The sequence below is a fragment of the Pararhizobium sp. genome, assembly GCF_035497515.1.
Lineage (GTDB): Bacteria > Pseudomonadota > Alphaproteobacteria > Rhizobiales > Rhizobiaceae > Pararhizobium.
In genome coordinates this window covers 73,171-86,927 of sequence record NZ_DATJDJ010000169.1, presented here as the reverse complement: position 1 = coordinate 86,927, position 13,757 = coordinate 73,171, and the positions used below count along the sequence as shown (strand labels likewise).

15 protein-coding genes and 1 pseudogene are annotated in these 13,757 nt (G+C 61.0%); 8 read left to right on the top strand and 8 right to left on the bottom strand.

Annotated elements, in window-relative coordinates; all coding sequences use genetic code 11:
• Positions 1-11 precede the first annotated feature (11 nt).
• The 4 genes from VL202_RS17505 (at position 12) to VL202_RS17490 (ending at position 5,330) form a co-directional block, all read left to right on the top strand.
• The gene (locus VL202_RS17505) at positions 12-1,313 is read left to right on the top strand and encodes a pitrilysin family protein (RefSeq protein ID WP_325465366.1); all 1,302 of its coding nucleotides are present in this window, start codon (positions 12-14) and stop codon (positions 1,311-1,313) included.
• Positions 1,314-1,400: 87 nt separating this feature from the next.
• Positions 1,401-2,012 (top strand): GNAT family protein, encoded by a 612-nt coding sequence (locus VL202_RS17500; protein ID WP_325465365.1) that lies wholly within the window; start codon positions 1,401-1,403, stop codon positions 2,010-2,012.
• A gap of 56 nt (positions 2,013-2,068) precedes the next feature.
• Entirely contained in the window at positions 2,069-4,924 is a 2,856-nt protein-coding gene (locus tag VL202_RS17495) for an EAL domain-containing protein (protein WP_414692883.1), read from the top strand.
• Between the two features lie 70 nt (positions 4,925-4,994).
• Complete coding sequence (locus tag VL202_RS17490) at positions 4,995-5,330, top strand: hypothetical protein (RefSeq protein ID WP_325465363.1); 336 nt, start codon at positions 4,995-4,997, stop codon at positions 5,328-5,330.
• 10 nt (positions 5,331-5,340) lie between these two features.
• Here the strand turns inward: VL202_RS17490 and VL202_RS17485 are convergent.
• Positions 5,341-5,912: pseudogene (locus tag VL202_RS17485) on the bottom strand (TetR/AcrR family transcriptional regulator).
• Positions 5,913-6,055: 143 nt separating this feature from the next.
• Between VL202_RS17485 and VL202_RS17480 the strand changes: the two are divergent.
• Complete coding sequence (locus VL202_RS17480; protein WP_325465362.1) at positions 6,056-6,619, top strand: DUF308 domain-containing protein; 564 nt, start codon at positions 6,056-6,058, stop codon at positions 6,617-6,619.
• Positions 6,620-6,692: 73 nt separating this feature from the next.
• Here VL202_RS17480 and VL202_RS17475 read toward each other — a convergent pair whose 3' ends face one another.
• From VL202_RS17475 to VL202_RS17465, 3 genes are all read right to left on the bottom strand, one after another.
• Positions 6,693-7,763: a zinc-binding metallopeptidase family protein gene (locus tag VL202_RS17475; protein ID WP_325465361.1), complete on the bottom strand. Its 1,071-nt coding sequence runs from the start codon at positions 7,761-7,763 to the stop codon at positions 6,693-6,695.
• Positions 7,764-7,959: 196 nt separating this feature from the next.
• Positions 7,960-8,151: a CsbD family protein gene (locus VL202_RS17470; protein WP_325465360.1), complete on the bottom strand. Its 192-nt coding sequence runs from the start codon at positions 8,149-8,151 to the stop codon at positions 7,960-7,962.
• Between the two features lie 117 nt (positions 8,152-8,268).
• On the bottom strand, positions 8,269-8,871 hold the full coding sequence (locus VL202_RS17465; RefSeq protein WP_325465359.1) for a YqgE/AlgH family protein: 603 nt from the start codon (positions 8,869-8,871) through the stop codon (positions 8,269-8,271).
• A 172-nt stretch (positions 8,872-9,043) separates the two neighbouring features.
• Between VL202_RS17465 and VL202_RS17460 the strand changes: the two genes are divergently transcribed.
• The 3 genes from VL202_RS17460 to VL202_RS17450 all read left to right on the top strand — a co-directional run bounded on the left by VL202_RS17460 (position 9,044) and on the right by VL202_RS17450 (position 10,887).
• The gene (locus VL202_RS17460; protein ID WP_325465358.1) at positions 9,044-9,889 is read left to right on the top strand and encodes a protein-disulfide reductase DsbD domain-containing protein; all 846 of its coding nucleotides are present in this window, start codon (positions 9,044-9,046) and stop codon (positions 9,887-9,889) included.
• 77 nt (positions 9,890-9,966) lie between these two features.
• A complete protein-coding gene (locus VL202_RS17455) occupies positions 9,967-10,452 on the top strand; it encodes a peroxiredoxin (RefSeq protein WP_325465357.1) in 486 nt (161 codons plus the stop codon).
• Between the two features lie 27 nt (positions 10,453-10,479).
• Complete coding sequence (locus VL202_RS17450) at positions 10,480-10,887, top strand: VOC family protein (RefSeq protein WP_325465356.1); 408 nt, start codon at positions 10,480-10,482, stop codon at positions 10,885-10,887.
• Between the two features lie 27 nt (positions 10,888-10,914).
• Here VL202_RS17450 and rnhA read toward each other — a convergent pair whose 3' ends face one another.
• Genes rnhA through ispH form a run of 4 tightly spaced genes read right to left on the bottom strand, consistent with a single transcriptional unit; the run spans position 10,915 to position 13,754 of the window.
• Complete coding sequence (gene rnhA / locus VL202_RS17445) at positions 10,915-11,358, bottom strand: ribonuclease HI (protein ID WP_325465355.1); 444 nt, start codon at positions 11,356-11,358, stop codon at positions 10,915-10,917.
• 26 nt (positions 11,359-11,384) lie between these two features.
• The gene (locus tag VL202_RS17440) at positions 11,385-12,359 is read right to left on the bottom strand and encodes a homoserine kinase (RefSeq protein ID WP_325465354.1); all 975 of its coding nucleotides are present in this window, start codon (positions 12,357-12,359) and stop codon (positions 11,385-11,387) included.
• Positions 12,360-12,402: 43 nt separating this feature from the next.
• A complete protein-coding gene (locus tag VL202_RS17435) occupies positions 12,403-12,762 on the bottom strand; it encodes a hypothetical protein (protein WP_325465353.1) in 360 nt (119 codons plus the stop codon).
• Positions 12,741-13,754 carry a 4-hydroxy-3-methylbut-2-enyl diphosphate reductase gene (gene ispH, locus VL202_RS17430; RefSeq protein ID WP_325465352.1) on the bottom strand — a complete coding sequence of 338 codons (1,014 nt, stop codon included), beginning with the start codon at positions 13,752-13,754 and terminating at the stop codon, positions 12,741-12,743. Before ispH ends, VL202_RS17435 begins: the two co-directional genes overlap by 22 nt.
• Between the last annotated feature and the right edge of the window lie 3 nt (positions 13,755-13,757).

Here is a 13,757-nt window from a genome sequence, read left to right as displayed (position 1 = left end):
CAGAAAGACGTATGATGAAAGTTGAGTGCACCCGGCTCCAATCCGGGTTGACGGTCGTCACCGAGCACATGCCGCATCTCGAAAGCGTCGCACTTGGTGTCTGGATCAAATCCGGTTCGCGTGACGAAACAACAGACGAGCATGGTATTGCCCATCTGCTGGAGCATATGGCGTTCAAGGGCACGGCCCGGCGAACCGCCCGCGAAATCGCCGAGCAGATCGAAAATGTCGGAGGCGAGGTCAACGCCGCAACATCGACGGAAACGACGTCCTACTACGCCCGTATCCTGCAGGACGATGTCCCCCTCGCCGTCGATATCCTTGCCGATATCCTGACGGAATCCTCTTTCGACGACGACGAGTTGCAGCGCGAAAAGCAGGTCATCCTGCAGGAAATCGGCGCCGCCAACGATACGCCGGACGACGTGGTGTTCGACAAGTTCGCCGAGACCGCCTTCGCCAACCAGACAATTGGCCGCCCGATCCTCGGCACGCCGGAAACGGTCCTCTCGTTTTCGCCCGACCAGATCCGCGCCTATCTCGACCGCAACTATACCACCGACCGGATGTTCGTCGTCGGTGCCGGTGCGCTCGATCATGACAGCTTCGTGCGACAGGTTGAAGACCGGTTCGCCAGCCTGCCGCAAAAGCCGGCTGCCTCCCCCATTGCCGACGTTGCCCGCTACACCGGCGGCGACGTGCGCGAGGATCGCGACCTGATGGATGCGCAGGTCCTGCTCGGCTTCGAGGGCAAGGCCTATCATGCCCGCGACTTCTACTGTTCGCAGATCCTCGCCAACATCCTCGGCGGCGGCATGTCGTCCCGGCTGTTCCAGGAAGTGCGCGAGCATCGCGGCCTTTGCTATTCGGTCTATGCCTTCCACTGGGGCTTTTCCGATACCGGCATCTTCGGCGTGCATGCGGCGACCGGCGGCGAGAACCTGCCGGAATTGATGCCTGTCATCATCGAGGAACTGCGCAAAGCTTCGATGAACATCGAGCAACAGGAAATCGACCGCGCCCGCGCGCAAATTCGTGCGCAGTTGCTGATGGGCCAGGAAAGTCCGGCCGCCCGCGCCGGCCAGATCGCCCGCCAGATGATGCTCTACGGCCGCCCGATCCCGAACGAGGAACTGATGGAGCGCCTGTCCGGCATCACCGTCGAGCGCCTGACCGATCTCGCCGGCCGCCTGTTCTTCGACACCGCGCCGACGCTGTCGGCGATCGGCCCGGTCGAAAAGCTGGCACCGATGGACGACATTCTCGGCGCACTCTCCAGCAAGGCTTCCCGCCCGCGCGCCGCCAACGGTTGATCCATTCTCGAAATTTGGCTGCGCGTTCTTCATAGGGCGCGCGGTTTTCCGTCATAACGGCAACACCCCACCGGCGCGGAGGCTTTCATGACACGATCGGTTTTTCGGTTTCTGTCACGGCAGCCGGACCCGGTCGAAATTGCCAGCGCCACGCTTCTCCTGCGCCTGCCGAAGACATCCGATTATCGCCAATGGTACCAGTTGCGCAGCGAAAGCCGCGCCTTCCTCGAGCCGTGGGAACCGACCTGGCGTGCCGACGAGATGACGGAAAGCGCCTTTCGAACCCGGGTGATCCGCAACGAGCAGGAATTCTCGTCCGGCCAGGCCGTGCCGCTCTTTATCCTGTCGCGCGAGGAGAACACCCTGATCGGAGGCCTGACGATCGGCTATATCCGTCGCGGGGCCGCGCAATGCTGCATGATCGGCTACTGGATGGGCGAACGTTTTGCCGGCAAGGGGCACATGGCTCAGGCGGTGAAACTGGCTATTCCCTACATCTTTTCGAGCCTTCAGTTGCACCGTATCGAAGCAGCCTGTATTCCCGAGAACCATAGAAGTATCCGGCTCCTTGAAAAGGCCGGGTTTCAGCGTGAAGGCTATTTGCGGGAATACCTGAAAATCAACGGACAATGGCGCGATCACCTGATGTTTGCCCTCCTTTCGCAAGACCGCATGCCAACGAAGAATTTGAGTGATTGATGCTTTTGAACCGCCTGCCATCGCTTCCGTCAGTCCAAAGGCTCATGGCTCTAGTCATGATCGTGACTGCGGTCCTGTGCTGGTTCAGCGTAGCCCCCGCCCTTGCGACGGAACCGGTCAAGATCTCCCGCGAGGACACAGCCCTTGACCTGACGGCGACGACCGAGATCTATACCGGCCGCGGCGAAGCCTTCCAGGTTTCGACGGCGCCGGGCACCGACGGCATCGTGCGTCGCATCGAGGTTCGCTCCAGCGCCGAGAACCACCAGGGCGACTGGGCGGTGTTCGCGCTTGCCAACGTCTCGGAAGAACAATTGGAGCGCGTCATCGTCGCCCCGCATTTCCGGCTGGTGAACTCGAAACTGTTCTGGCCGGATCTCGGCTCGCAGCGCATCCTGTCGATCACGCCGTCGGAAGGCTTCGCGCTGGACCGACAGCCAAGCGACGAGGCCGATGTCTTCCGCATCACGCTCAACCCGGGCTCGGTCATCACCTTCGTCGCCGAACTCGCCGGCCCCGACCTGCCGCAAATCTATCTGTGGCAGCCGGACGCCTACAAGGACACGGTCAACGCCTTCACGCTCTATCGCGGCATCGTGCTCGGCATTGCCGGCCTGCTCGCGGTCTTCCTGACCATCCTGTTTGTCGTCAAGGGCACCTCCATGCTGCCGGCGACGGCGGCGCTTGCCTGGGCGGTTCTCGCCTATATCTGCGTCGATTTCGGCTTCCTGTCGAAACTGATCAACATCACCGCCGGTGACGAGCGAATATGGCGGGCGGGAAGCGAAGTGTTCCTGGCTGCCGGCCTGGTGATTTTCCTGTTCACTTATTTGAACCTCAACCGCTGGCATCAGCATCTGAGCTATGCGACGCTGGCCTGGATCCTCGGTCTCGGCCTGCTGTTCGGCGTCGCCATCTACGATCCGGCCATCGCCGCCGGCATTGCTCGCCTCTCCTTCGCGCTGACGGGAACCGCCGGCATCATCCTGATCGCCTATCTCGGCTTCAACCGCTATGACCGCGCCATCCTCTTGGTGCCGGCCTGGTTGCTGATCCTCGTCTGGCTGTTTGGCGCCTGGCTGACGGTGACCGGCCAGCTTGCCAACGACATCGTCCAGCCGGCGCTCGGCGGCGGTCTCGTTCTGATCGTGCTCCTGATCGGCTTCACGGTGATGCAGCACGCCTTTGCCGGTGGCGCCTATAGCCAGGGCCTGTTTTCCGATCTCGAGCGACAGTCGCTGGCGCTGACCGGCTCGGGAGACACCGTCTGGGACTGGGACGTGGCGCGCGACCGCGTCGTCACCATTCCCGATATTTCCGGCCTGCTCGGTCTTGCACCGGGCACGATGCACGGGCCGGCGCGCAACTGGCTGCCGCGCCTGCACCCCGACGACCGCGACCGTTTTCGCGCCACGCTGGACGTACTGCTTGAGCATCGCCGCGGTCGCTTGAACCATGAATTCCGCGTCCGCGCCGAGGACGGCCATTATCACTGGCTGTCGATCCGCGCCCGGCCGGTGCTTGGCGCCAATGGCGAAATCATCCGCTGTGTCGGCACGATCATCGATATCACCGAGCAGAAGAATTCCATCGACCGGCTGCTGCACAACGCACTGAACGATAACCTGACGGGCCTGCCCAACCGGCAGATCTTCCTCGACAGGCTGCAGTCCATCCTGTCGCTGGCGCCGGGCTCGAGCGCGGTGCGCCCGACCGTCATCACCATCGACGTCGATCGCTACAGGCAGGTCAACGACAAGCTAGGCATTGCCGCCGGCGACAATATCCTGATCGCGCTGACCCGCCGCCTGCGCCGCCTGTTGAAGCCGCAGGACACGCTGGCGCGTCTCGGGGGCGACGAATTCGGTCTGATCCTGATGTCGGAGCGCGACCCGGCCAAGGTCGCCGATTTCGCCGATGCCGTTTCCAAGGCCATCATGGTGCCGCTCAATTTCGGCAACCGGGAAATCAACCTCACCGCTTCGATCGGGCTGGTCTCCTGGGTAGACCAGCAGGAAAACGCGACAGGTCTGCTCGACGATGCGGAACTGGCGATGTTCCGCGCGAAGAAGGCCGGCGGCAACCGCGTCGAGCCTTTCCGCCCGGCTTTCCGGGCGTCCGGCACCGACCGCCTGCAGTTGGAGCAGGATCTGCGCCGGGCGATCGAGCGCAAGGAACTGAGCCTGGTCTACCAGCCGATCGTACGGCTGGCCGATGCCGAGATCGCCGGCTTCGAGGCGCTGATGCGCTGGGAGCACCCCAAGCGCGGCAGCATTTCACCGACGGAGTTCATCCCGATCGCCGAAAGCTCGGACCTCATCAACCAGCTCGGCATGTTCGCCTTCGACAAGGCGACCAGCGACCTCACCGAATGGCAGATCCAGACCGGCGACCTGCCGATCTTCGTGTCGGTCAACCTGTCGAGCGCGCAACTGCTCAACAACGATCTCTATGACGACATCCGCGCAGTCCTCAACAAGAACCGCTGCGATGCGCAGAAGGTGAAGGTGGAACTGACCGAGTCCCTCGTCATGGAAAATCCGGAACAGGCGCGGCTGGTGCTGCAGAAGCTGAAAGATGCCGGCCTTCGGCTGGCACTCGACGATTTCGGTACCGGTCACTCCTCGCTTGCCTATCTCACCCGTTTCCCCTTCGACACGATCAAGATCGACAAGGCGCTGGTGAAGGACCCGAGCGACAAGCGCACGATCCTGCTCCGCTCGGTCATCACCATGGCGCGCGAACTCGACATGCAGGTCGTCGCCGAAGGCATCGAGTCGGAAGAGGACGCCGTCGAACTGGCGCAGATGGGCTGCGATTTCGGCCAAAGCTTCCTCTTCGGCCCGCCGATCGGCTCGGACTCGATACAGCGGTTGCTGAAGGAACGCTTTCCGCTGATGAAGCGGGCTTGAGGCGGATCTCCGAATAATCAGCTACCGGCCGATATTCATCGAACCGACGTTTGAAAGCGTTAGTTCCGACATGGCGGAGTTGATCTGGAAGGGCAACCGTCTGCAAGCCGAGTTCTTCATTCCGGATGGTCGCCTCAGGGTTAGCTTCGAGCGTGCCGAACTGTTTCGCGTTCGCGACGAAATGCCTCTCAGCACCGAAGAGACATGGGACGATGACAGCGGTCTGATCTCAAACCATTTTGCCTATGTCGTTGAAAACTCGGCCTTCTGGAACATGCAGTCAGAGGCACTCAAGGCATGCAATCCGAAGATGAAACATTTTCGCTTCATAACTGGGTGGACCTGCCTGGATGTACTGGCAAATTGCGATCCGAATTTTGACGTGATCGTCGCGAGCATTTCCTAGACGCAAAGCATCAAGCCTGTAACCTCGCTACCTGCGGGCCGACAATTGTCCGGAAGAGTTCGGGGTCGCCGAACGCCCGCGCCGACAGCATGGCGCCATAGATGCAGGCCATCAGGGTTTGAGCTTCATTCTCCGGCGGATTGGTCATCCGGAAATGGCCCTGATCCAGCCCCGCCTGCAGAACCGATGTCAGCCATCCCGCGAGATTCTGGAAATGGCCGCGCACACGCAATGCGACCGCTCCGGCAACATTTGTATCTCGGCCGCCAGCATGGCGCAGACGCAGAACGGCTGGCTGGCGTCGAGAATGCAGGCCTGCCAGTAGTTCAGATAGGTCTGTAGTTGCTCGGCGGGGTCCGAGGCCCGCTCCGACAAGGCTTTCAGGCCAGCTTCCGCTTGCCTGGTGTAACGCTCCACCAGCATCAGGACGAGTTCGGCCTTGGTCGGAAAGTGATGGTGGATGCTCGCCTTGCGGATGCCCACGGCTTCTGAAATATCGGCATAGCTGAACCCGTTATAGCCGCCCGCAACGATCAGGGACTGCGCTACATCGAGGATTTTTTCTGATGTCGTTGGTTCCATGTCGCTGCCTATCTCCTGGTAGGGAGGGTGTCAATTCAATCGACATTCGCCGCCCACGATATCGTGAACAGGGGCCATGCCATCCGGAATTGACTCCGGAATTTTATCTACCTATCAATAGGTAGATAAATAAGGAGACTGTCTTGCCTCTTCAATCCTCCCCTCAATCCAACTGGTTGAGATCCTACTATTTCACCCGCGCCCTCTTTTCGATTAGCTGGATCGTGGCCGCCATCCTTTCCGGCGGGCATACGGCGCTCGTCTCGACCCTTCTGGTCGTCTATCCGGCTTGGGACGCCGTCGCGAACCTCATCGATGCCCGCGCCAATGGCGGCCTGAAAGCGAATCCGTCACAAACATTCAACGTCGCCGTCAGCACGATCACCACGGTAGCCGTCGTCCTGGCGGTCATGCGGGACACCTATGCCGTGCTCGCTGTGTTCGGTGTCTGGGCAGTCTTTTCAGGCGCCCTGCAACTCTCTACCGGCGTGCGCCGGTGGCGCACCTACGGCGCGCAATGGGTCATGATCCTCAGCGGGGCGCAATCGGCGCTGGCCGGTGGCTTCATGATCAGCCAGTCGTTTGGTGCACCCCTGCCCGGCATCCTCGACATCGTTCCCTATGTCGGGTTCGGCGCATTCTACTTTCTGCTCTCCGCCATCTGGCTGACGGTTGCGGCCTATCGCCAGGCAAAAGTTGTCGGATAAAGGACGCGGCAAGAACTTGGGGGAGGCACAGCCTCCCCCAATGAAGATTCAATATGTCGTCTTGGAGCCGCGCTTAGTGCTGTGCACCCGCGTTCAGGATGAGCCGGTTGATGAAATCGAGCTTCTGCACCACCGGTGGCGACAGGACGAAGGGATAGCTGTCCGCCTGCCCCATGCTGCGCTGCAGGCTATTGAGCGCCACGCTGAGCGGGATCCAGGCATCGACGAGGTCCCGTGCGCTGGCGGCCCTGTAAGGGTTGAAATCGACCTCCGCGGCCATGTCCTCATGGCGGCGCGGATCGGTGGAGAGGCCGAAGGAGCGGGCGGTTTCCAGCGTGTCGACGATATGGAAGAAATGCGCCCAGCATTCGGCGAAATCTTCGGCCGGATGGCAGCTCGCATAGGTACTGATGAAGCTCGCCTGCCAGTCCGGCGGCGGCCCCTGCTCGTAGTTGCGCTTCAATGCCTCGGCATAATCGGCGCTCTCGTCGCCGAACAGGGCTCGTGCTTCGGCAAGCGTCTGGTCGTCGCGTATCAGTTGCGCCCAGTAGAAGTGACCGATCTCGTGGCGGAAGTGGCCGAGCAGCGTCCGGTAAGGCTCGCCCATCGAGACACGCACGCTTTCGCGCGTCGCGTCGTTAGCCTCGGCCGCCCGCAGGCTGATCAGGCCGTCCTCGTGGCCGGTCATGGCCGGCACGACGTTGCCGTTTGCATCGACTTCGTCGGCAAGGAAATCGAAGACCAGTCCCCCTTCGGGATCGATATCGCGGCCGGGGCGCGGCAGGTTCCAGCGCAAAAGCGAATAGAAAAGGTGCCGTTGCGCCTGGCCGATCTTCTGCCAGCGGGCGAGCCCTTCCGGGTTGTCGGTGATGGGCACGATGCGGTTGTAGCGGCAGGCCTGGCAATAGATATTACTGTCCTCTGCGGGAACCAGCCAGTTGCAGATATCATGCGCGGCGTTGGCGCAAAAGCGGACGTCAGCCGGGGTTCGGGACATGATCTGCCACAGGTTGTCGCCCGCGGGCGCGACCGCCTGCATGGTCATGGTGTCGGGAAGGAAGCCAAGTTGCGCTCCGCAATTGATGCAAACCCGGTTGTCGAAATGGACCGGGTTTCCGCAATTGCCGCATTCGTAAAGTCTCATGGAATTCGTCCGCCTAGGATCACGTCGATTTCAATGTGATGTAATGACAGTCATCATGACGGAGAAATGCCCGCCGGCGCGAAGCACAGCGGGCATCGGCGCAAAAATCTTCCATCCAGTTGAACCCGTCAGGACAGTCGATATGCGCACCTTGGAGCTGCAGCCGCACCATCAGGCGCGACGGCAGCAAACGGGATTACATGCGATCAACGGCGCCCTTCACCGAATCCTTGGCCTTGCCGGTAGCGGTCTGCACCTTGCCCTTGACTTCCTGGCCCTTGCCCTCGGCCTTCAGCTTGGCGCTGCCTGTGGCCTTGCCGGCCGCCTGCTTGGCCTTGCCCGCAACCTGGTTGGCCGCGCCGGAAATCTTGTCGGAAGTGCTACCCATGTCAGTCTCCTTTAAGAGGGTGAGGACAGGATCGGATGTCTTGTCCTTGCGACTGAAAAACGGGGGGGGGGTGCAAATTGTTCCGGCAGATTTGCAGAAAGCGATAAAAATGCCGGTTCAGGCGTGGCCGGCATCCATGGAGAGCATGGCGGGCGCGACGCCCATCAGAGCCAGTGCGCGATCGTATTTGTCGCCGAGATCGCGGTCGAAGATCAATTCTTCGCTCGCCGGGCAATTGAGCCAGCCATTGTTGGCGATCTCGCTTTCCAGCTGCCCGGCACCCCAGCCGGCATAGCCGAGCATCATCATCGCCTTGGACGGGCCCTCGCCGCGCGAAATGGCGCGCACGATATCGAGCGTCGCCGTCAGGCAGATATCGTCGCTGACCGGGATGCTGGATTCGCTGAGATAATCATCGGAATGCAGAACGAAGCCGCGGCCGGTTTCGACGGGACCGCCTGTCTGGATCTGGAAATCGCGGGTGACGCCCGGCAGCCGGATGGCCTGCGCCTGATCGATGATCCGCAGGTGGAGGAGCACATCCGGAAAGCTCAGTTGCTGGGGACGGTTGAGCACGAAACCCATCGCGCCATCGCTGGAATGGGCGCAGACAAAGATCACTGTACGGGCGAAATTGCTGTCGAACATGCCCGGCATGGCGATCAGGAACTGACCATCGAGCAAACCGCGTTCACGTTTCTTCTGGAACGTCGCAATCATGGCTGTAGCCCTTATCGTTTCGGGGTCAAATAAGGAGCGTTTCCACTCTTGTTACCTTGGTTCTCGAGGCTCATTGTTGGTCTCTTTCCTCGTGCCCGATCAAGATAAAATGATCCCCGGACAAAAGCGGGCATCTTTCAACCAAGCCCGGAAACCGATAAGCCTCACTGCCATGAAACACCATCGCTACCTACAGAATGTGATGCAATTGCCTGTTCTGGCAACCCTCACTGCGTATTTTTTTGTAGCCTCGATCGCCCATGCAGCGACGAGTGAATGGATAAGCTCCGAAGGTGGTGAAATCAGGATCGTCGCTGCCAAGCCGCAGCCTGACGGCACGATCCCGGCCATCCTCGATATCCGCCTGAAACCGGGCTGGAAGACCTATTGGCTGGAGCCGGGCGCCAGCGGCATACCGCCACAGGTCAGCATCGATCCGTCGAGCGGCATCACTTTCTCCGGCCTCAGCTTTCCCGCACCGAAGACCTTCGACGACGGCGTGGTGCGCTATACCGGCTACGATCAGTCCGTTGCCTTTCCACTCTCGTTGAAGAGCGAAACCTCAGGCGACCTGACGCTCGAGGGGTCGGTCTTCCTTGGTATCTGCAAGGACATCTGCATTCCCGTCCAGGGCAGTTTCAGCATTCCCCTTCCAGCCGCGCAGGTGGAAAATCCGCTGGAACGGGCGCGGATCGACAAGGCCGTTTCGGCCCTGCCGGAGGTGCCGTCCGATGCCTTCAAGGTGACGGCAACCACCTTCGATCCATCGGCCAAGCGCTTGCGGCTTTCCGTCACCGCGCCCGGCGCGACGGCGAAAGCACCGGCGGAACTCTTCCTCTCCGGCCCGTCCGGCTTCGGTTTCGGCAAACCGGACAACATCGTCACGGAAAACGGTGTGACAAGCGCTGAAATACCGGTCCGAATCCCGGAAAAGGGCGGTGTGCTGACGGATGGGTCGGTCCTGCTGGTCGTGCGCGCCGGCGAGCGCAGCATGCAGACCACGCTTGCCTTTGACTGAGCCGAATCTATATTCCACATCGATCATCCGGAGCCGATGCGCTCCAGCCTTCCCGAAGACATTCAAGGAGCGAAAGCGTGACCATTTCTGTCGGAGACAAGCTGCCTGCCGCCACTTTCAAGGAAAAGACCGCCGACGGCCCGGTCGAAATCACCACCGACCAGCTGTTTTCCGGCAAGAAGGTCGTTCTCTTCGCTGTGCCGGGTGCCTTCACGCCGACCTGCTCGCTCAATCACCTGCCCGGCTATCTGGAAAACCGCGATGCGATCCTGGCGCGCGGCATCGATGACATCGCCGTCGTCGCCGTCAACGACATCCACGTCATGGGCGCATGGGCGACATCATCGGGCGGCATGGGCAAGATCCACTTCCTTTCCGACTGGAACGCCGCCTTCACCAGGGCGCTCGGCATGGACATCGACCTCTCCGCCGGAACACTGGGCCTGCGCTCGAAACGCTATTCGATGCTGGTCGAAGATGGCGTGGTCAAGACGCTCAACGTCGAGGACAGCCCCGGCCAGGCCACCGTTTCGGGCGCTGCCGCCATGCTCGAGCAGATCTGAACCGATGACTGCACAGGCTCAAGCGAGATGAAGCAGAACCTGGCACTGATCGCGCTCGTCGTTCGCGACTATGACGAAGCCATCGCCTTCTATGTCGGAAAGCTGGGCTTCGTCCTTGTCGAGGACAGTTACCAGCCGGAACAGGACAAGCGCTGGGTTGTCGTCAGGCCTCCGGGCGACGGGCCGTCGGGTTCAGGCATTCTCCTAGCGCGCGCATCGTCGCCGCTGCAGGAGGGTTTCATCGGCAACCAGGCCGGTGGCCGGGTCTTCCTGTTCCTGCAGACCGATGATTTCTGGCGGGACCATGCGGCGATGGTAGACGCCGACATCCATTTCGTCCGCGAACCGAAGCAGGCGGATTATGGCACCGTCGCGGTTTTCGAGGATCTTTACGGCAATCTCTGGGATCTCGTTCAGTTCAGCGATAACCGCTGAGAACAAGGCCGGTGGCAGCGGCGCGGCTTACAGCTTCTTCTTGAACGGCTCCATGCCCTTTCGCGCCAGTTCGTCGGCGCGTTCGTTTTCCGGGTGGCCGGCATGGCCCTTGACCCAGTGCCAGGTGACCTTGTGGCTTCGGTTGGCAGCATCAAGCGCCTGCCACAGTTCGCCGTTCTTCACCGGCTTCTTGTCGGCGGTTTTCCAGCCGTTCTTCTTCCAGCCGTGGATCCACTTGCCGATGCCGTCCATGACATATTTCGAGTCGGTATAGAGATCGACCTCGCACGGGGTTTTCAAGCTGGTCAGCGCCGTGATCGCCGCCAGGAGTTCCATGCGATTGTTGGTGGTCGCGGCTTCGCCGCCGCAGAGTTCCTTCTCCACTTCACCATAGCGCAGCACCGCGCCCCAGCCGCCGGGTCCGGGATTGCCGGAGCAGGCCCCGTCCGTGAAAATATCGATATGCTTCATCAGGTTCAGACTTTCGGCAATGGACGTCAGGCGGTTACGGGCACGAGGCCATATTCGGCGGCGGAACCGACCGAGCGGTGGAACTGCAGCTTCTTCAGGTATTCCAGCGGATCCTTCTTCACCACCAGCGCGCCGGGCGGGGTCATCAGCCAGTCGTAGAGGCGGGTCAGGAAGAAGCGCAGCGCCGAGCCCCGCGCAAGCAGCGGCAGGGCATCGATCTCGGCCTCGGTCAGCGGCCGCACGCTCTGATAGCCGGACAAGAGCGCCATGCCCTTGGTCATGTTGAAAGCGCCGTCCTTTTCAAAGCACCAAGCGTTGAGGCAGACGGAGACGTCATAGGCGAGGAAATCGTTGCAGGCGAAGTAAAAGTCGATCAGGCCGGACAGGTCATCGCCGAGGAAGAAGACGTTGTCCGGGAAAAGATCGGCGTGAATGACGCCCTCCGGCAAGCTGGCCGGCCAGTTGGCCTCGAGGACATCGAGTTCCGCGGTGATTTCTGTCTTCAGCCCGGTCTGCACCTCGTCGGCGCGGTCGCGTGAATTGTTCCACAGCGGCCGCCAGCCACTGACCGACAGCGCGTTGGGCCGGCGGATGGCAAATCCCTCGCCCGCCACATGCATGGCCGCCAGTGCCTTGCCGACCTCACGGCAATGATTGGCATCGGGCTTGCGCAACCACATACCCTCCAAGAACGAGATGACGGCGGCCGGGCGGCCGGACAAATGGCCGAGCAGTTCGCCATCGGCGCGCGGCAGCGGCAGCGGACAAGACAGGCCGCGATCGGCCAGGTGATGCATCAGACCGAGGAAGAACGGCAGGTCGTTCTGGTCCACACGCTTTTCATACAGCGTCAGGATGTAGGAGCCCTTGGTCGTGTGCAGCAGGAAATTGGTGTTCTCGACGCCCTCGGCAATGCCCTTGTAGGAGGTCAGCGTGCCGACGTCATAGGCCTCCAGAAAACGGGAGAGATCGTCTTCGGTGATGTCGGTGTAAACTGCCAAGGAAAGTCCCCAAAGTTAGTAGAAGGTTTTTCGGATAGGCCTGTCAGGCTTTTCCAAGCAGAGAAAAAACAAAGACTACTGCCAGGCAGGAGAGGAATCCTGCAGCACCGATGCCCAGTCGTTTCCAATCTTTCGCGAACTCCGGCGATGTCAGAGCCAGGCCGAACCCCACTCCCGCTCTGTTTTGACGCCGGGCCATCCGTTGCGGCCAGCTCAACTTTTCATCAGCCGGTTCCTCATACGGAAATCCACTCTTTCCTATGATTCGCATCAAAGAGGTAAAGGCTAGAAAAAATGAACCGATAAGAATGATGAAGAAAATAACCTGCATGAGGCCGATGAGAACGAAAAGAATAATCTGCCACCAGGCGAACTCTGAAATCAGTCTCTGCCATTCACCCACACCATGTCCTCCACCGTCAGCGGCACGTGGCGAAGCTCGCGGTTGACGAGGAAATTCTCGGTTTCCTCCACCGTGTCGGCAAGCTCGACCACGGCACTGTATCGCTCGCGAAACGCCTCGATGATCTCGTTGACGATGACCTCCGGCGCGGAAGCGCCCGCCGACAGGCCGACCGTGGCGGCATCAGTGAAATCATCCCAGTCGATTTCCGACGCGCGCTGGACAAGCACTGATTTTTTCGCCCCGGCCCTGAGCGCGACTTCGACCAGTCGCTTCGAGTTCGACGAGTTCGGGGCGCCGACGATGATGAAGTGATCACATCCGGGCGCCGCCTGCTTCACGGCTTCCTGGCGGTTGGTGGTCGCATAACAGATCGAATCGGCGGCCGGTGCCGTCAGGTTCGGAAAGCGCTCGTGCAGCCGCTTGATGACGCCGGCGGTGTCGTCGACGGAGAGCGTGGTCTGGGTGACGAAACCGAGATTGTCCGGGTCCGGTGGCATGTAGACATCGGCATCCTCGACGGTCTCGACCAGCGATACCGCGCCCTCCGGCAATTGCCCCATCGTGCCGATCACTTCCGGATGTCCGGCATGGCCGATCAGCACGACATGGCGGCCGAGTTTCTGGTGGCGCATCGCCTGCTTGTGGACCTTGGAAACCAGCGGGCATGTGGCATCGAGATAGAACAGGTTGCGAACGGTGGCATCGGCCGGGACCGATTTCGGCACGCCATGGGCGGAAAAGACCACCGGTTGCTTGCGGTGTTCCGGTGGAATCTCGTCGAGTTCCTCGACAAAAATGGCGCCCTTGGCTTCCAGTCCCTCGACGACATAGCGGTTGTGGACGATCTCGTGGCGGACATAGACCGGCGCACCATATTCCTTCAGCGCCAGGACAACGATCTGGATGGCCCGGTCGACGCCGGCGCAAAAGCCGCGCGGCCCGCAAAGGCGAAGGGTGATCGGGGTCTTTTCCGAGGTAGAAGAAGCCATGAG